Genomic DNA, 17,716 nt, shown 5'->3' with positions numbered 1-17,716 from the left:
CCGCTCCCACACTGTTTTGTGTTGCCCTTGAAAAATTAGCCCGCCATCGCCAACCGATTACGCCCCTCGCGCTTGGCTACATACAACGCGCTGTCAGCCCGACGCAGCAGACTCTCGGCCGACTCGCCCGGCAGCAACGTCGAGCAACCCAGGCTGACCGTCAATTCGATCGATTGACCATCGGCAATATATTCCTGGGCCTGCGCCGCAGAACGCAGGCGTTCGCCGACCATGGCCGCCGCTTCCCGGGAGGTGTTGGACAGCAGAATCAAAAACTCCTCGCCACCAAACCGAAACACCATGTCCACGTTACGCAACTGACCCTTGATCGAGGCGGCGACGTTCTTCAGCACTTCATCGCCAGCGCTGTGCCCGTGACTGTCATTGACCCGTTTGAAATGATCGATATCCAGCATCAGCAACGACAACGGCTGCAAATGCCGGCGCGACATTTCGATTTCCCGTTCCAGGGTCTGGTCCATGGCGACGCGGTTGCCGGTGCCGGTCAACGGATCGCGCAGGGCGCTTTGGGTCGCGGCGCGGTAGAGCAGGGCGTTGCGCATCGGATACAGCAGCGCCGACAGCAGCGACTCCAGGTTGCCCTGTTCCTGCTCGTTGAAACGCTGATTGCGGCGGAACACCAGCTCACCGAGATGTTCACCTTCATGGCTCAGGCTGTAGCTGACCGAATGATGACCGCGTTGACCGAATTCCAGGCGCAAGTCACTGGTCTTGTGCTGGTAGCTCAAGGCGTCCAGTGGCACGAGGCGCTGAATTTCACGGAAAAAGAGCCCGAGAATGCGTTGCGGCTCAAGACTGGTTTGCAGTTGCAGGCCCAGTTGCTGGCGCAATTGCGCGAGGCTGACCGGCCGCTCCAGGAGAGGAGGCTGCTGACCAAAGCCCAGGCGTTGCAATTTGGCGCTATCGAAGTCAATTGCGTTGGTCTGGGAAGGTGATTTCATATGGCGTGAGCCCCTAAGCAGTAAGGCTGTCTTACAGGCTGGGTGAGAGCGGCTTTGGGCTGCGCGTCATACTGGTCCATCAGTCCCGTAGGACATTTGGTACGAGTTTAGTCCGCTTTGTCGAAGATAAGGAACCTCCCGACTCAGGCGCCGCCGCCAACTGCTTTCACACTGCTGTCTGAACAAAATTAGAGCGAAAGTCGTGCCATTCGGTTCATTCGGATAAAAGCCGTTCAAAATCATTGGATTAGAGCGGTTCTGAGAAAATGCCGTTGGAGGCAGCGGCATTTGTTTGACTGGAAAGGGCGCAAGTTGCAGCGGATATGGCGTGCCGCGGCAAATAAATGCCGCGGCACAAAAGCGACGTGCGGCGTTACTGGGCGTTGAACGCCTGGCCATTGATGCCCGTGCTGTCCGGGCCCATCAGGTACAGGTAAACCGGCATGATCTCTTCGGGCGTCGGGTTGTTCAGCGGGTTTTCACCCGGATAGGCCTGGGCGCGCATGCTGGTGCGGGTGGCGCCGGGGTTGATGCTGTTGGAGCGCACCGGGGCCACGGTGTCGACTTCATCGGCCAAGGTTTGCATCAGCCCTTCGGTGGCAAACTTGGAGACGCCATAAGCGCCCCAATACGCCCGACCCTTGCGCCCGACGCTGCTGGAAGTGAACACCACCGAGGCGTCCTGGGACAGCTTGAGCAGCGGCAGCAACGTGCTGGTGAGCATGAACATGGCGTTGACGTTGACGTGCATGACGCGCATGAAGTTTTCGCCGGACAACTGCTCGATCGGCGTGCGCGGGCCGATGATCGAGGCGTTGTGCAGCAGACCATCGAGATGGCCGAACTCGCTCTCGATCATCGCCGCCAGCTCATCGTATTGATGGGGCAGGGCAGTTTCCAGGTTGAACGGGATCACCGCCGGTTGCGGGTGACCGGCCGCTTCGATTTCGTCGTAGACCTGCGTCAGGTTGGCTTCGGTCTTGCCCAGCAACAGCACGGTAGCGCCGTGGGCGGCGTAGGTTTTCGCGGCAGCGGCGCCGATACCACGGCCCGCGCCAGTGACCAGGATGACCCGGTCCTTGAGCAATTCAGGGCGGGCGGAATAATCAAACATAAAAAAACCTCTACAAATCAGAGTGCAGACCGCGGCGTGGCCATTCGCGAGCAAGCCCGCTCCCACAGGTAAAGCGAAATCCATGTGGGAGCGGGCTTGCTCGCGAAGGCGTCAGCGCCGACAACCCGAGCCCGGGATTGGAAAATCGATTCTTAGCAGCTACACAGCGCGCTATCGAGCACCTTGCGCAACTCCAGCGGATGATCCACCACCACATCCGCCCCCCAATGCCGCGGGTTGTCGTCCGGATGGATATAGCCATAGGTCACGGCGGCGGTCTTGGTGCCGGCATCGCGGCCCGACTCGATATCCCGCAGGTCATCGCCGACAAACAGCACGCTGGCCGGATCGAGGTCGAGCATCTTGCACGCCAGGATCAACGGCTCCGGGTCCGGTTTGCTGTTCTTCACATGGTCCGGACAGATCAGCAGCGCCGAGCGCTCGGCCAATCCCAACTGCTGCATGATCGGTTCGGCAAAACGCAGCGGCTTGTTGGTGACCACGCCCCAGATCAGGTGGGCTTTTTCAATGTCGGCCAGCAGTTCGCCCATGCCGTCGAAGAGTTTGCTGTGTACCGCACAATCCTTGAGGTAACGCTCCAGGAACTCCAGGCGCAATTCCTCGAACCCCGGGGATTCCGGGTCCATGGAGAAGGTCACCGCGACCATCGCCTTGGCGCCGCCGGAGATCTCGTCGCGAATGTGCTTGTCGTTAATCGGCGGCAAACCGCGCTCTGCACGCATCGCCTGGCAGATGGCAATGAAGTCCGGCGCGGTGTCGAGCAGGGTGCCGTCCATGTCGAAAAGGACTGCTCTGATTCGCATCGGCTTACTCCTCGCGCAGGGTCTGGATCATGTAGTTGACGTCCACGTCGGCCGCCAGTTTGTAGTGCTTGGTCAGCGGGTTGTACGTCAGGCCGATGATGTCCTTGACGGTCAGGCCGGCCATGCGGCTCCAGGCCCCCAGCTCGGACGGGCGGATGAATTTCTTGAAGTCGTGAGTGCCACGCGGCAGCAGCTTCATGATGTATTCGGCGCCGATGATTGCGAACAGGTACGCCTTCGGGTTGCGGTTGATCGTGGAGAAGAACACCTGGCCGCCGGGTTTGACCATTTGGAAGCAGGCGCGGATCACCGAGGACGGGTCTGGTACGTGTTCGAGCATTTCCAGGCAGGTGACCACGTCGAACTGCTCGGGCATCTCTTCGGCCAGGGCTTCGGCGGTGATCTGCCGGTACTCGACCGTCACGCCGGATTCCAGTTGATGCAATTGCGCGACCGCCAGTGGTGCTTCGCCCATGTCGATACCCATGACCGTAGCGCCGCGCTGGGCCATGGCTTCGCTGAGGATGCCGCCGCCGCAACCGACGTCGAGGACTTTCTTGCCGGCCAGGTTGACCCGTTCGTCAATCCAGTTGACCCGCAGCGGATTGATGTCGTGCAGGGGTTTGAACTCGCTTTCGCGGTCCCACCAGCGATGGGCCAGGGCTTCGAATTTGGCGATTTCGGCGTAGTCGACGTTGCTCATGGTTTAAGTCCTCTAAAACTTGAAAAATCCTGTTGCCCCGGGTTTGCGCCCGAGGTGCTTACGATTCGGTGTGTCCGCTGATGCGCTGGCCCCAGGCCTTGGCCGTGGCGCACAGTTGTGCTTCATCCAGGCGCGTCAGGCGCTTGTCGTCGAGCAGTTGCTTGCCGGCGACCCAAACGTGTTTCACACAGTCGCGGCCAGTGGCATAGATCAATTGCGAAACCGGGTCGTAGATCGGTTGCTGGGCCAGGCCGGACAGGTCGAACGCGACGATGTCCGCAGCCTTGCCGATTTCCAGCGAGCCGACTTCAGCCTCGATCCCCAGCGCCCGTGCACCGTTGAGGGTGGCCATGCGCAACGCACGGTGGGCATCCAGCGCCGTGGCCGAGCCAGCGACAGCCTTGGCCAGCAACGCAGCGGTGCGGGTTTCGCCGAGCAGGTCCAGGTCATTATTGCTGGCCGCGCCATCGGTGCCGACGGCAACGTTCACCCCGGCCTGCCACAGGCGTTCCACCGGGCAGAAGCCGCTGGCCAGCTTCAGGTTCGATTCCGGGCAGTGAATCACCGTGGTGTTGCTTTCTACCAGCAAGGCCAGGTCTTCATCGCTGATCTGGGTCATGTGAACCGCCTGGAAGCGCGGCCCGAGTAAGCCCAGGCGCCCGAGGCGGGCCAGCGGGCGCTCGCCGCGTTGCTCCACCGATTGCTGGACTTCGAAGGCGGTTTCGTGGACGTGCATGTGAATCGCCGCGTCCAGCTCTTCGGCGATCACCCGGATTTTCTCCAGGTTTTCGTCGCCCACGGTGTAGGGCGCGTGGGGGCCGAATGTAATCTTGATGCGCTCGTGATGCTTCAAATCGCCGAACAGTTCGACGCCCTGACGAATGGCTTCATCTGCCGTGGCCGCACCCGGGATCGGGAAATCGAGGATCGGAATCGCGATTTGCGCGCGAATGCCGCTGTTGTGCACCCGCTCGCTGGCAACCTTCGGGAAGAAATACATGTCAGAGAAGCAGGTGATGCCACCTTTTATTTGTTCGGCAATCGCCAGATCCGTGCCATCGCGCACGAATGCTTCGTCGACCCACTTGGCCTCGGCCGGCCAGATGTGGTTTTCCAGCCAGGTCATCAACGGCAAATCGTCGGCCAGGCCACGGAACAGCGTCATCGCCGCGTGGCCATGGGCGTTGATCAGGCCGGGGGCGAGCAGAACATCCGGCAACTCGCGGACTTCGGTCGCGTTACACTTCAGCGCTTCGGCACGGGGGCCTATAAACACGATACGACCGTCGCGGATGCCCAGGCCGTGCTCTTTGAGGACCACGCCAGCAGGTTCGACGGGGACCAGCCAGGTCGGCAGCAATAATAGGTCGAGCGCAACGGCAGGTTTGGGCATCGAGGGTCGGTTCCAGTGCTTTTGTAAAGGATGGCGAAGTATACCCGAGCGTCTTCGCGGGGGGATCGCTATAATCGGCGGCTTTTGTTCATGAGTGCGGGGTGTGGGATGCGCGATCGACTGTTGGCTGCGGAGAAGGTAAAGGCCATCGATTGGCGTGATGGCGCCCTGTACCTGCTGGATCAGCGGATTCTGCCGTTCGAGGAAACCTGGATCGCCTATACCAGCGCCGCCGGCGTGGCCGAGGCCATTCGCTCGATGGTGGTGCGCGGCGCGCCGGCAATTGGCATCAGCGCCGCCTATGCCATGGTGCTGTCAGCCCGCGCCCGGATTGCCGAGGGCGGTGACTGGCAGGCCGAGTGGGAAGAGGATTACGCGTTGCTCGCCGATTCACGGCCAACGGCGGTGAACCTGTTCTGGGCCCTGGGCCGCATGCGCGATCGCCTGGACCGCCTCAAGGAAGATGCCGACCCTCTGGCAGCACTGGAGGCGGAGGCCATCGCCATTCACGAAAGTGATCGCGAAGCCAACCTGACCATGGCCCAACTGGGTGTGGACTTGATCCGCAAACACCAGGGCAACGCCCAGGCAATCCTGACCCATTGCAACACCGGTGCTTTGGCCACCGGCGGCTTCGGCACGGCGCTGGGGGTGATTCGCGGTGCGTTTATCGAAGGTATGGTCGAGCGCGTCTACGCCGACGAAACCCGTCCATGGCTGCAAGGCTCGCGCTTGACCGCGTGGGAATTGGCCAACGAAGGCATTCCCGTGACCCTCAATGCCGACTCCGCCGCCGCGCACATCATGAAAACCAAAGGCATCACCTGGGTGATCGTCGGTGCTGATCGCATCACCGCCAATGGCGACGTAGCGAACAAGATCGGCACCTATCAACTGGCGGTGAGCGCCATGCACCACGGCGTGCGTTTCATGGTGGTGGCGCCGAGTTCGACCATCGACATGAACCTGGCCAGTGGCGACGACATTCCTATCGAAGAGCGCGACGGCAGCGAGTTGCTGGACGTCGGTGGCAAGCGGATCGGCGCGGATGTCGAGGCGTTCAACCCGGTGTTTGACGTAACGCCGGCGGACCTGATCGATGCGATCGTTACCGAGAAGGGCATCGTTGAACGGCCGGATACCGCAAAAATGGCCCAGTTGATGTGCCGCAAGCGTCTGCATTGACGGAATTTGTTGTCAGTTAAAACGCCTTCGCGAGCAAGCCCGCTACCACAGGTGACCGAGTCCTTTCATGGGAATAAGGTCAAATGTGGGAGCGGGCTTGCTCGCGAATAGGCCCTACAGCCAACAAACAGCCCTGATCCTGCCCCAAAATCTGCATTCACCACGGCTCTAAGCCTCTCTCGTCCCCTTTAAGCCTGTCACCGGTCAACTAACTATGCTCCATGCGCATCAGGGGGATAGGTGCGTGGCGGCTCTTGTGATAACATCCGGCGTTTTCCGAGGCAGCCCCGCGGGGTTGTCTTTACTGCGCAGATCCATGGCATAACTCGTTGATTTGTCGTAAGTCGGTGCATGGCACTCAGCCTGCGTCGGCGAGCTTCGTTCGTCCCATATGGATGTGACGAAGTTTCACCAGAAAAAGGAATCAGGCTTCTCATGGGCGAACTGGCCAAAGAAATCCTCCCGGTCAATATCGAAGACGAGCTGAAGCAGTCCTACCTCGACTACGCGATGAGCGTAATTGTCGGGCGGGCACTGCCGGATGCGCGCGATGGCTTGAAGCCCGTGCACCGGCGTGTGCTGTTCGCGATGAGCGAGCTGGGCAACGACTTCAACAAGCCGTACAAGAAATCTGCCCGTGTTGTCGGTGACGTGATCGGTAAGTATCACCCTCACGGTGATACCGCGGTGTACGACACCATCGTTCGGATGGCGCAGCCATTCTCCTTGCGCTACCTGCTGGTAGACGGTCAGGGCAACTTCGGTTCGGTGGACGGCGACAACGCCGCGGCCATGCGATACACCGAAGTGCGCATGACCAAGCTGGCGCACGAGCTGCTGGCTGACCTGCACAAAGAAACCGTGGACTGGGTGCCGAACTACGACGGCACCGAAATGATCCCGGCGGTCATGCCGACCCGTATTCCCAACCTGCTGGTCAACGGCTCCAGCGGTATCGCCGTGGGCATGGCGACCAACATCCCGCCGCACAACCTCGGTGAAGTCATCGACGGTTGCCTGGCCCTCATCGACAACCCCGAGTTGACCATCGATGAGCTGATGCAATACATCCCAGGTCCGGACTTCCCGACCGCCGCGATCATCAACGGTCGTGCCGGCATCATCGAAGCCTACCGCACCGGTCGCGGCCGCATTTACATGCGCGCCCGCTCGATGATCGAAGACATCGACAAGGTCGGTGGCCGCCAGCAGATCGTCATTACCGAACTCCCTTACCAGTTGAACAAGGCCCGTCTGATCGAGAAGATCGCCGAGCTGGTAAAAGAGAAGAAGCTGGAAGGCATCACCGAACTGCGCGACGAGTCCGACAAGGACGGTATGCGCGTCGTGATCGAACTGCGTCGTGGCGAAGTGCCTGAGGTGATCCTCAACAACCTCTACGCCCAGACCCAGTTGCAAGCGGTGTTCGGCATCAACATCGTTGCGCTGATCGACGGCCGCCCACGGATCCTGAACCTCAAGGACCTGCTGGAAGCCTTCGTTCGTCACCGCCGCGAAGTCGTGACCCGCCGTACCGTGTTCGAGCTGCGTAAAGCCCGCGAACGTGGCCACATCCTGGAAGGTCAAGCGGTTGCCCTGTCGAACATCGACCCGGTCATCGCCCTGATCAAGGCTTCGCCGACGCCATCGGAAGCCAAGGAAGCGCTGATCAAGACCGCGTGGGAATCTTCCGCCGTGGTCGCGATGGTTGAACGCGCCGGTGCCGATTCTTGCCGTCCAGAGACCCTGGACCCGCAATACGGCCTGCGTGAAGGCAAGTACTTCCTGTCGCCAGAACAGGCGCAAGCCATTCTGGAACTGCGTCTGCACCGTTTGACCGGTCTGGAACACGAGAAGCTGCTGGCCGAGTATCAAGAGATCCTCAACCAGATCGGCGAACTGATCCGCATCCTCAGCAGCGCCACGCGCCTGATGGAAGTGATCCGCGAAGAACTGGAAGTGATCCGCGCCGAATACGGCGACGTGCGCCGCACCGAAATCCTCGATGCCCGTCTCGACCTGACCCTGGGTGACATGATCCCGGAAGAAGAGCGCGTCGTGACCATCTCCCACGGTGGCTACGCCAAGACCCAGCCATTGGCTGCGTACCAGGCTCAGCGTCGTGGCGGTAAAGGCAAATCGGCTACCGGCGTCAAGGATGAGGACTACATCGCTCACCTGCTGGTCGCCAACAGCCACACCACGCTGCTGCTGTTCTCCAGCAAAGGCAAGGTGTACTGGCTCAAAACCTACGAAATCCCGGAAGCCTCCCGCGCTGCCCGTGGTCGTCCGCTGGTCAACCTGCTGCCGCTGGACAGTGATGAATACATCACCACCATGCTGCCGGTCGACGAATACACCGAAGGTCACTTCATCTTCATGGCGACCGCCAAAGGCACCGTGAAGAAGACTCCGCTGGAATCCTTCAGCCGCCAACGCAGCGTCGGCCTGATCGCGCTGGAGCTGGATGAAGGCGATGTGCTGATTTCTGCTTCCATTACCGATGGCAGCCGCGAAGTCATGCTGTTCTCCGACGGCGGCAAGGTGACTCGCTTCAAGGAAACCGACGTTCGCGCCATGGGCCGTACTGCTCGCGGTGTTCGCGGTATGCGTCTGCCAGAAGGGCAGAAGCTGATTTCCATGCTGATCCCGGAAGAAGGCAGCCAGATCCTCACGGCTTCGGCCCGTGGTTACGGCAAGCGCACGGCGATCACCGAGTTCCCTGAGTACAAACGTGGCGGTCAGGGCGTTATTGCCATGGTCAGCAACGACCGTAACGGCCGTCTGGTCGGTGCAGTCCAGGTGCTCGATGGCGAAGAGATCATGCTGATCTCCGACCAGGGCACGCTGGTTCGTACCCGCGTCGACGAAGTCTCCAGCCTGGGTCGGAACACCCAGGGCGTGACCCTCATCAAGCTCGCCAGCGACGAAACGCTGGTCGGCCTGGAACGGGTCCAGGAGCCGTCGGAAGTCGAGGGCGAGGAGCTTGAAGGTGAAGGCCTCGAAGGTGAAGCAGGCGAAGCAGGTGCAGTATTCGACGGTGAGGTCGTAATCGACGACGCTGCCGAAGACCAGCAACTCGACGCCGCAGCCGACGAAGAACCGCAGGAATAAGCGGACAAGCAGGGGGCGGATGAGAATTCGCCCCCTTCTTGTTTCTCCTGTTGAATAGGGAATGTAGGAGCTGTCGAGTGAAACGAGGCTGCGATCTTTTGATCTTGCTTTGTAGGATCCAGGAAAAGATCGCAGCCTCGTTTCACTCGACAGCTCCTACAGGATTTCGAATTTGATCAACTGATATGTTTGTACGATCCACCAAATCAGAGCGAGATTGGATGTGAGCAAGAGAGCCTATAACTTCTGTGCCGGTCCTGCGGCGCTGCCTGAAGCTGTCCTGAAGCGCGCTCAGGGTGAACTCCTCGATTGGCACGGCAAGGGCCTGTCGGTCATGGAAATGAGCCATCGCAGCGATGAGTTCGTGTCCATCGCCACCAAGGCCGAGCAGGATCTGCGTGATCTGCTGAATATCCCCTCGAACTATAAAGTGCTGTTCCTGCAGGGCGGCGCCAGCCAGCAATTTGCCCAGATTCCTCTGAATCTGCTGCCTGAAGGCGGCTCGGCCGACTATATCGACACCGGTATCTGGTCGCAGAAAGCCATCGAAGAAGCCTCGCGCTACGGCCACGTCAACGTTGCCGGCACCGCCAAGCCTTACGACTATTTCGCCATTCCCGGCCAGAACGAATGGAAGCTGTCGAAAGACGCGGCCTACGTTCACTACGCGCCGAACGAAACCATCGGCGGTCTGGAATTCCAGTGGATCCCGGAAACCGGTGACGTGCCGCTGGTGGCCGACATGTCCTCGGACATTCTCTCGCGCCCGGTGGATATCTCGCGTTTCGGCATGATCTACGCCGGCGCCCAGAAAAACATCGGCCCGAGCGGCATTGTGGTGAACATCGTTCGCGAAGACCTGCTCGGTCACGCCCGTTCGCTGTGCCCGACCATGCTCAACTACAAGGTCGCGGCCGATAACGGTTCGATGTACAACACGCCGCCAACCCTGGCCTGGTACTTGTCGGGTCTGGTATTCGAGTGGCTGAAAGAGCAGGGTGGTGTTGAAGCCATCGGCAAGCTCAATGAAGTCAAGCAGCGCACGCTCTACGATTTCATCGACGCCAGCGGCCTGTACAGCAACCCGATCAATAAATCGGACCGCTCGTGGATGAACGTGCCGTTCCGCCTGGCCGACGATCGCCTGGACAAGCCATTCCTGGCCGGTGCCGACGAACGTGGCCTGCTGAACCTCAAGGGTCACCGTTCCGTGGGCGGCATGCGCGCCTCCATCTATAACGCCGTCGACATCGTTGCGGTCAACGCACTGATTTCGTACATGGCAGAGTTCGAGAAGGAACACGGCTAATGTCTGAGCAAGAACTCAAGGCACTGCGCGTTCGCATTGATGCCCTGGACACCAAAGTCCTGGAGCTGATCAGCGAACGTGCACGCTGCGCCCAGGAAGTTGCGCGAGTAAAGATGGCCTCGCTGGCCGAAGGCGAAGTGCCGGTGTTCTATCGTCCTGAGCGCGAAGCTCAGGTGCTCAAGCGCGTGATGGAGCGTAACCAGGGGCCGCTGGGCAACGAAGAGATGGCGCGGCTGTTCCGCGAAATCATGTCCTCGTGCCTGGCCCTCGAGCAGCCGCTGAAAGTGGCTTACCTCGGCCCTGAAGGTACGTTTACCCAGGCCGCGGCCATGAAGCATTTCGGCCACGCCGTGATCAGCAAGCCGATGGCGGCGATCGACGAAGTGTTCCGTGAAGTGGCCGCCGGTGCGGTGAATTTTGGCGTGGTCCCGGTGGAAAATTCCACCGAAGGCGCGGTCAACCACACCCTCGACAGCTTCCTCGAACACGACATGGTCATCTGCGGTGAGGTCGAACTGCGGATTCACCATCACCTGTTGGTCGGTGAAAACACCAAGACCGACAGCATCAGCCGCATTTATTCCCACGCCCAGTCCCTGGCCCAGTGCCGCAAGTGGCTGGACGCCCATTACCCGAATGTCGAGCGCGTGGCGGTGTCCAGCAACGCCGAAGCGGCCAAGCGGGTCAAGGGCGAGTGGAACTCGGCAGCGATTGCCGGCGACATGGCTGCAGGCTTGTACGGGCTGACCCGTCTGGCCGAGAAAATCGAGGATCGCCCGGACAACTCCACGCGCTTCCTGATGATCGGCAGCCAGGAAGTGCCGCCGACCGGCGACGACAAGACCTCGATCATCGTCTCCATGAGCAACAAACCTGGCGCGCTGCACGAGTTGCTGGTGCCGTTCCACGACAACGGCATCGATCTGACACGGATCGAGACCCGTCCGTCGCGCAGCGGTAAATGGACCTACGTGTTCTTCATCGACTTTGTAGGCCATCACCGTGATCCATTGATCAAAGGTGTACTGGAAAAGATCAGTCAGGAAGCAGTAGCACTCAAAGTGCTGGGTTCCTACCCGAAAGCAGTTCTCTAAGGGGTAGCAAATGAGTGGTGACTTCCTCGCTCTGGCACAGCCGGGCGTGCAACAACTTTCGCCGTACGTTCCGGGCAAGCCTGTGGACGAACTGGCGCGCGAGCTGGGCATTGATCCGGCCAAAATCATCAAACTGGCCAGTAATGAAAACCCGCTGGGCGCCAGTCCCAAGGCATTGGCCGCGATTCGCGAAGCATTGGCTGAGCTGACCCGTTATCCGGACGGCAACGGTTTTGCACTCAAGACCCTGTTGGCCGAACAGTGCCGCGTCGAACTCAATCAGGTGACGCTGGGCAATGGCTCCAACGACATTCTGGAACTGGTTGCCCGTGCCTACCTGGCGCCGGGCCTGAACGCGGTATTCAGCGAGCACGCGTTCGCGGTCTATCCGATCGTGACTCAGGCCGTGGGTGCTGACGCACGCGTGATCCCTGCCAAAGACTGGGGCCACGATCTGCCAGCCATGCTGGCCGCGATCGATGCCGACACCCGCGTCGTGTTCATCGCCAACCCGAACAACCCGACCGGGACCTGGTTCGGCGCCGAGGCGCTGGACGAATTCCTGCAAGACGTCCCGGCCCATGTGCTGGTGGTGCTGGACGAGGCCTACATCGAATACGCCGAAGGCAGCGACTTGCCCGATGGCCTGGACTTCCTCGCGGCTTATCCGAACCTGCTGGTCTCGCGCACGTTTTCCAAGGCCTATGGCCTGGCGGCGTTGCGGGTCGGTTATGGCTTGTCGACCGCCGTGGTCGCCGACGTGCTGAATCGCGTTCGCCAGCCGTTCAACGTCAACAGCCTGGCCCTGGCCGCTGCGTGCGCTGCACTGCAGGACGCCGAATACCTGGCCGAAAGCCGTCGCCTGAACGAAGCCGGCATGCTGCAACTGCAAGCGGGTTTCGGTGAGTTGGGGCTGAGCTGGATTCCGTCCAAAGGCAACTTCATCTGCGTCGACCTGGGGCAGGTGGCTGCACCGGTCTTCCAGGGCTTGCTGCGCGAAGGCGTGATCGTGCGTCCGGTGGCCAATTACGGCATGCCGAACCACTTGCGCATCACCATCGGTCTGCCGGCTGAAAACAGTCGCTTCCTTGAGGCGCTGACCAAGGTTCTGGCTCGTGGTTGATGTCACTGCACTGCAATCTGCTGAACCTATGATCGGGCGCCTGGTGGTGGTCGGTCTGGGGTTGATCGGTGGTTCGTTTGCCAAGGGTTTGCGTGAAAGTGGCCTGTGCCGCGAAGTGGTGGGGGTCGATCTCGATCCGCAGTCGCGCAAGCTGGCGGTTGAATTGGGTGTGGTGGATCGCTGCGAAGCAGACCTGGCCGTTGCTTGCCAGGGCGCCGACGTGATCCAGTTAGCGGTGCCGATCCTGGCCATGGAAAAAATGCTCGGCCAGTTGGCGGGCATGGACCTGGGGCAAGCGATCCTGACCGACGTCGGCAGCGCCAAAGGCAATGTGGTGCGTGCGGCCACCGCGGCGTTCGGTGGTATGCCGCCGCGTTTCGTCCCGGGGCATCCGATTGCCGGTTCCGAGCAGAGCGGGGTGGAAGCCTCCAATGCCGAGTTGTTCCGTCGCCATAAAGTGATTTTGACGCCGCTGGATCAAACCGATCCGGCAGCTCTGGCTGTGGTCGACCGTTTGTGGCGCGAATTGGGCGCCGATGTCGAGCACATGCAGGTCGAGCGCCACGACGAAGTGTTGGCGGCGACCAGCCATTTGCCGCACCTGTTGGCGTTCGGTTTGGTCGATTCACTGGCCAAGCGCAATGAAAATCTTGAGATCTTCCGTTACGCTGCGGGCGGTTTTCGCGATTTCACAAGAATCGCCGGAAGCGACCCGGTCATGTGGCACGACATCTTCCTCGCCAACCGCGAAGCTGTCCTGCGCACACTCGATACATTTCGCAGCGACCTCGACGCTTTGCGCGACGCGGTCGATGCAGGGGATGGGCATCAATTGCTGGGCGTGTTCACGCGCGCCCGGGTTGCCCGCGAACATTTCAGTAAAATCCTGGCCCGCCGGGCTTATGTGGACGCTATGAACTCCAACGACCTGATTTTCCTGGGACAACCTGGTGGCCGCCTGACTGGGCGGATTCGTGTACCGGGCGACAAGTCCATTTCCCACCGTTCGATCATGCTCGGCTCCCTGGCCGAAGGCACCACCGAAGTGGAAGGTTTCCTTGAGGGCGAAGATGCCCTGGCGACCTTGCAAGCCTTCCGCGACATGGGCGTCGTGATCGAAGGTCCGCACCACGGTCGTGTGACCATTCACGGCGTCGGCCTGCATGGCCTGAAGCCGGCGCCAGGTCCGATCTATCTGGGCAACTCCGGCACTTCGATGCGTCTGCTGTCCGGCCTGTTGGCTGCGCAGAGCTTCGACAGCACCTTGACCGGTGATGCCTCTCTGTCCAAGCGCCCGATGAATCGCGTGGCCAATCCGCTGCGTGAAATGGGCGCCGTGATCGAAACCGCCGCAGAAGGTCGTCCGCCGATGACCATTCGTGGCGGCAACAAGCTCAAAGGCCTGACCTACACCATGCCGATGGCCAGTGCCCAGGTTAAGTCCTGCCTGCTGCTGGCCGGTCTGTACGCTGAAGGCAAGACCACCGTGACCGAGCCGGCGCCGACCCGCGATCACACCGAGCGCATGCTGCGCGGCTTTGGCTACCCGGTCAGCGTCAACGGCGCCACGGCGTCGGTCGAGTCCGGCCACAAACTGACCGCGACCCACATCGAAGTGCCGGGCGACATCTCGTCGTCGGCATTCTTCCTTGTCGCTGCATCGATCGCCGAGGGATCGGAGCTGGTGCTTGAGCACGTCGGCATCAACCCGACCCGTACCGGCGTGATCGACATCCTGCGCCTGATGGGCGCCGACATCACTCTGGAAAACCAGCGTGAAGTCGGTGGTGAGCCGGTGGCTGACCTGCGCGTGCGAGCAGCTAAACTCAAAGGTATCGAGATTCCCGAGGCGCTGGTTCCACTGGCCATCGACGAATTCCCGGTGTTGTTCGTGGCCGCGGCCTGTGCCGAAGGGCGTACCGTGCTGCGTGGCGCTGAAGAGCTGCGAGTCAAGGAGTCGGACCGGATTCAGGTCATGGCCGACGGCTTGCTGGCGTTGGGCGTCAAGTGCGAGCCAACTCCGGACGGCATCATCATCGACGGCGGCCTGATCGGCGGCGGCGAAGTGCACGGCCACGGCGATCACCGTATCGCGATGGCCTTCAGCGTGGCTTCGTTGCGCGCTACGGCACCGATCCGCATCCATGATTGCGCCAACGTCGCGACCTCGTTCCCGAATTTCCTCGCGCTGTGCGCGCAGGTCGGAATCCGTGTTGCACAAGAGGCTCAGTCGTGATTATCAAGCCACCGGTCATCACCATCGACGGCCCCAGCGGTTCGGGCAAGGGCACTATTGCCGGGATTCTGGCCAAGCGTCTGGGCTGGTGCCTGCTGGATTCCGGTGCGCTGTATCGTCTCCTGGCATTCGCGGCACGCAATCATGGCGTCGATCTGACCAATGAAGAGTCGTTGAAGCTGCTGGCTGCTCATCTGGACGTGCAGTTCGTCGGCGCGACGGAAGGTCATCCGCAGCGAATCATCCTCGAAGGTGACGATGTGACCGATGACCTGCGCAATGAGCAGGTCGGCGCCTGGGCCTCCCAGGTCGCTGCGCTGCCGGCGGTGCGCGACGCATTGCTGCAGCGCCAGCGGGCGTTCCAGGAACCGCCGGGCCTGGTGGCCGATGGTCGCGACATGGGCACCGTGGTATTTCCCGATGCGCCGCTGAAGATATTCCTCACTGCCAGTGCCGAGGAGCGTGCGCGCCGTCGATACTTGCAGTTGAAGGGCAAAGTCGATGGTGTTAGTCTGTCGAGTCTGCTAGATGAGATACGTGTCCGCGACGAGCGTGACACCCAGCGAGCGGTAGCCCCGCTCAAACCGGCGGCTGACGCCATACAGCTGGATTCCACGGAATTATCCATCGATCAGGTGCTGGAACGCATCATGAGCGAGATCGCCATTCGCGATATCGCCGGGTGACCAAGAAGCCTCGCAGGGGACCAGTCATAGTCTTGCGGTGCTTCTTCTAATGAACGTAACCCACGTCGTCTGGGATGTGGAGATGGGCGTATCCTTCGCCCTTATTCAACAGGAATTAAAATGAGCGAAAGCTTTGCGGAACTCTTTGAAGAAAGCCTAAAAACCCTGAACCTTCAGGCAGGCTCCATCATCACCGGTGTTATCGTTGATATCGATTACCAAGCTCGCTGGGTAACCGTTCACGCTGGCCTGAAGTCTGAAGCACTCATCCCGCTTGAGCAGTTCTACAACGATGCTGGCGAACTGACTATCAACGTCGGTGACGAAGTTCACGTTGCTCTGGACTCGGTTGAAGACGGCTTTGGCGAAACCAAGCTGTCCCGTGAAAAAGCCAAGCGCGCTGAATGCTGGATTGTTCTGGAAGCAGCCTTCGCAGCCGAAGAAGTGGTCAAGGGCGTTATCAACGGTAAGGTTAAAGGCGGCTTCACTGTCGACGTTAACGGCATCCGTGCGTTCCTGCCAGGTTCTCTGGTTGACGTCCGTCCAGTGCGCGACACCACGCACCTGGAAGGCAAAGAGCTGGAATTCAAGGTCATCAAACTCGACCAGAAACGCAACAACGTTGTCGTTTCCCGTCGTAGCGTCCTCGAAGCCGAGAACTCCGCTGAGCGTGAAGCTCTGCTGGAATCCCTGCAGGAAGGCCAACAAGTCAAAGGTATCGTCAAGAACCTCACCGATTACGGCGCATTCGTCGATCTGGGTGGCGTCGATGGCCTGCTGCACATTACCGACATGGCTTGGAAGCGTATCAAGCATCCTTCCGAAATCGTCAACGTTGGCGACGAGATCGATGTCAAGGTTCTGAAATACGATCGCGAACGCAATCGTGTTTCCCTGGGCCTGAAGCAACTGGGCGAAGATCCATGGGTTGCTATCAAAGCCCGTTACCCAGAAAGCACTCGCGTTACCGCTCGTGTAACCAACCTGACCGACTACGGCTGCTTCGCTGAGCTGGAAGAAGGCGTTGAAGGCCTGGTACACGTTTCCGAAATGGACTGGACCAACAAGAACATCCACCCTTCGAAAGTCGTACAAGTCGGCGACGAAGTGGAAGTTATGGTTCTGGACATCGACGAAGAGCGTCGTCGTATCTCCCTCGGCATCAAGCAGTGCAAATCTAACCCATGGGAAGATTTCTCTGGCCAGTTCAACAAGGGCGATAAAATCTCCGGCACCATCAAGTCGATCACCGATTTCGGTATCTTCATTGGTCTGGACGGCGGCATCGACGGTCTGGTTCACCTGTCCGACATCTCCTGGAACGAAGTGGGCGAAGAAGCCGTTCGCCGCTTCAAGAAGGGCGACGAGCTGGACACCGTTATCCTGTCGGTTGACCCAGAGCGCGAGCGCATCTCCCTGGGTATCAAGCAACTGGAAAGCGATCCGTTCTCCGAGTACGTTCAAGAGAACGACAAAGGCGCAATCGTTAAAGGCATCGTGAAAGAAGTTGACGCTAAAGGCGCCATCATCACTCTGGCCGACGATATCGAAGCGACTCTGAAAGCCTCCGAAATCAGCCGTGACCGCGTTGAAGACGCGCGTAACGTTCTGAAAGAAGGCCAGGAAGTAGAAGCCAAGATCATCAGTGTTGACCGCAAGAGCCGCGTAATCCAGCTCTCCATCAAGTCGAAAGACGATGCTGAAGAGAAAGAAGCAATCCAGAGCCTGCGCGACAAGCCAGCGACTTCGGAACCTGCTGCTGGTCCTACCACTCTGGGCGACCTGTTGCGTGCACAAATGGAAAAACAGAACTAAGTTCTGTCAGACCATAGAAAAAGGGCGACTTCGGTCGCCCTTTTTTGTGCCTGCGATTTAGTGAGCTCCTCAAGCTCTGTTCTAAAACCTGCACCAGTGAAACCAATGCCTTTCACCTGCTGTCTCTTTCTTTAACAGGATCAATCGTTTAATTGCAG

Annotated in this window: 13 protein-coding genes; 8 read left to right on the top strand and 5 right to left on the bottom strand. The window is 60.0% G+C overall.

From position 1 onward, the window contains the following. Positions 1 to 35 precede the first annotated feature (35 nt). From BK665_RS15265 to BK665_RS15245, 5 genes are all read right to left on the bottom strand, one after another. Positions 36 to 962: a GGDEF domain-containing protein gene (locus tag BK665_RS15265; RefSeq protein WP_123406842.1), complete on the bottom strand. Its 927-nt coding sequence runs from the start codon at positions 960 to 962 to the stop codon at positions 36 to 38. Positions 963 to 1,335: 373 nt separating this feature from the next. Further along, positions 1,336 to 2,076 (bottom strand): YciK family oxidoreductase, encoded by a 741-nt coding sequence (locus BK665_RS15260; RefSeq protein ID WP_123406840.1) that lies wholly within the window; start codon positions 2,074 to 2,076, stop codon positions 1,336 to 1,338. Between the two features lie 152 nt (positions 2,077 to 2,228). Beyond that, positions 2,229 to 2,900: an N-acetylmuramic acid 6-phosphate phosphatase MupP gene (gene mupP / locus BK665_RS15255; protein WP_123406838.1), complete on the bottom strand. Its 672-nt coding sequence runs from the start codon at positions 2,898 to 2,900 to the stop codon at positions 2,229 to 2,231. 4 nt (positions 2,901 to 2,904) lie between these two features. Then, the gene (ubiG, locus tag BK665_RS15250; RefSeq protein WP_123406836.1) at positions 2,905 to 3,603 is read right to left on the bottom strand and encodes a bifunctional 2-polyprenyl-6-hydroxyphenol methylase/3-demethylubiquinol 3-O-methyltransferase UbiG; all 699 of its coding nucleotides are present in this window, start codon (positions 3,601 to 3,603) and stop codon (positions 2,905 to 2,907) included. 58 nt (positions 3,604 to 3,661) lie between these two features. Then, positions 3,662 to 4,996 (bottom strand): TRZ/ATZ family hydrolase, encoded by a 1,335-nt coding sequence (locus BK665_RS15245; protein ID WP_123406834.1) that lies wholly within the window; start codon positions 4,994 to 4,996, stop codon positions 3,662 to 3,664. 108 nt (positions 4,997 to 5,104) lie between these two features. Here BK665_RS15245 and mtnA point away from each other — a divergent pair, with 108 nt between their 5' ends. The 8 genes from mtnA to rpsA all read left to right on the top strand — a co-directional run bounded on the left by mtnA (position 5,105) and on the right by rpsA (position 17,558). Further along, the gene (gene mtnA / locus BK665_RS15240; RefSeq protein ID WP_123406832.1) at positions 5,105 to 6,181 is read left to right on the top strand and encodes an S-methyl-5-thioribose-1-phosphate isomerase; all 1,077 of its coding nucleotides are present in this window, start codon (positions 5,105 to 5,107) and stop codon (positions 6,179 to 6,181) included. A 435-nt stretch (positions 6,182 to 6,616) separates the two neighbouring features. After that, on the top strand, positions 6,617 to 9,295 hold the full coding sequence (gene gyrA / locus BK665_RS15235; RefSeq protein ID WP_123406830.1) for a DNA gyrase subunit A: 2,679 nt from the start codon (positions 6,617 to 6,619) through the stop codon (positions 9,293 to 9,295). Between the two features lie 223 nt (positions 9,296 to 9,518). Then, the gene (gene serC / locus BK665_RS15230) at positions 9,519 to 10,604 is read left to right on the top strand and encodes a 3-phosphoserine/phosphohydroxythreonine transaminase (protein ID WP_123406828.1); all 1,086 of its coding nucleotides are present in this window, start codon (positions 9,519 to 9,521) and stop codon (positions 10,602 to 10,604) included. Continuing rightward, positions 10,604 to 11,698: a prephenate dehydratase gene (gene pheA, locus BK665_RS15225; protein WP_028620536.1), complete on the top strand. Its 1,095-nt coding sequence runs from the start codon at positions 10,604 to 10,606 to the stop codon at positions 11,696 to 11,698. Before serC ends, pheA begins: the two co-directional genes overlap by 1 nt. A 10-nt stretch (positions 11,699 to 11,708) precedes the next feature. Further along, positions 11,709 to 12,821 carry a histidinol-phosphate transaminase gene (gene hisC, locus BK665_RS15220; RefSeq protein ID WP_123406826.1) on the top strand — a complete coding sequence of 371 codons (1,113 nt, stop codon included), beginning with the start codon at positions 11,709 to 11,711 and terminating at the stop codon, positions 12,819 to 12,821. Positions 12,822 to 12,849: 28 nt separating this feature from the next. Next, the gene (locus BK665_RS15215) at positions 12,850 to 15,057 is read left to right on the top strand and encodes a bifunctional prephenate dehydrogenase/3-phosphoshikimate 1-carboxyvinyltransferase (RefSeq protein WP_259699611.1); all 2,208 of its coding nucleotides are present in this window, start codon (positions 12,850 to 12,852) and stop codon (positions 15,055 to 15,057) included. Next, positions 15,054 to 15,743 (top strand): (d)CMP kinase, encoded by a 690-nt coding sequence (gene cmk / locus BK665_RS15210; RefSeq protein WP_054051914.1) that lies wholly within the window; start codon positions 15,054 to 15,056, stop codon positions 15,741 to 15,743. Before BK665_RS15215 ends, cmk begins: the two co-directional genes overlap by 4 nt. 120 nt (positions 15,744 to 15,863) lie before the next feature. After that, positions 15,864 to 17,558 carry a 30S ribosomal protein S1 gene (gene rpsA, locus BK665_RS15205; RefSeq protein ID WP_123406822.1) on the top strand — a complete coding sequence of 565 codons (1,695 nt, stop codon included), beginning with the start codon at positions 15,864 to 15,866 and terminating at the stop codon, positions 17,556 to 17,558. Positions 17,559 to 17,716 lie beyond the last annotated feature (158 nt).

Source organism: Pseudomonas frederiksbergensis (assembly GCF_003732665.1).
GTDB classification, from domain to species: Bacteria; Pseudomonadota; Gammaproteobacteria; order Pseudomonadales; family Pseudomonadaceae; genus Aquipseudomonas; species Aquipseudomonas frederiksbergensis_G.
This window is presented reverse-complemented; position numbering and strand designations above follow the sequence as displayed.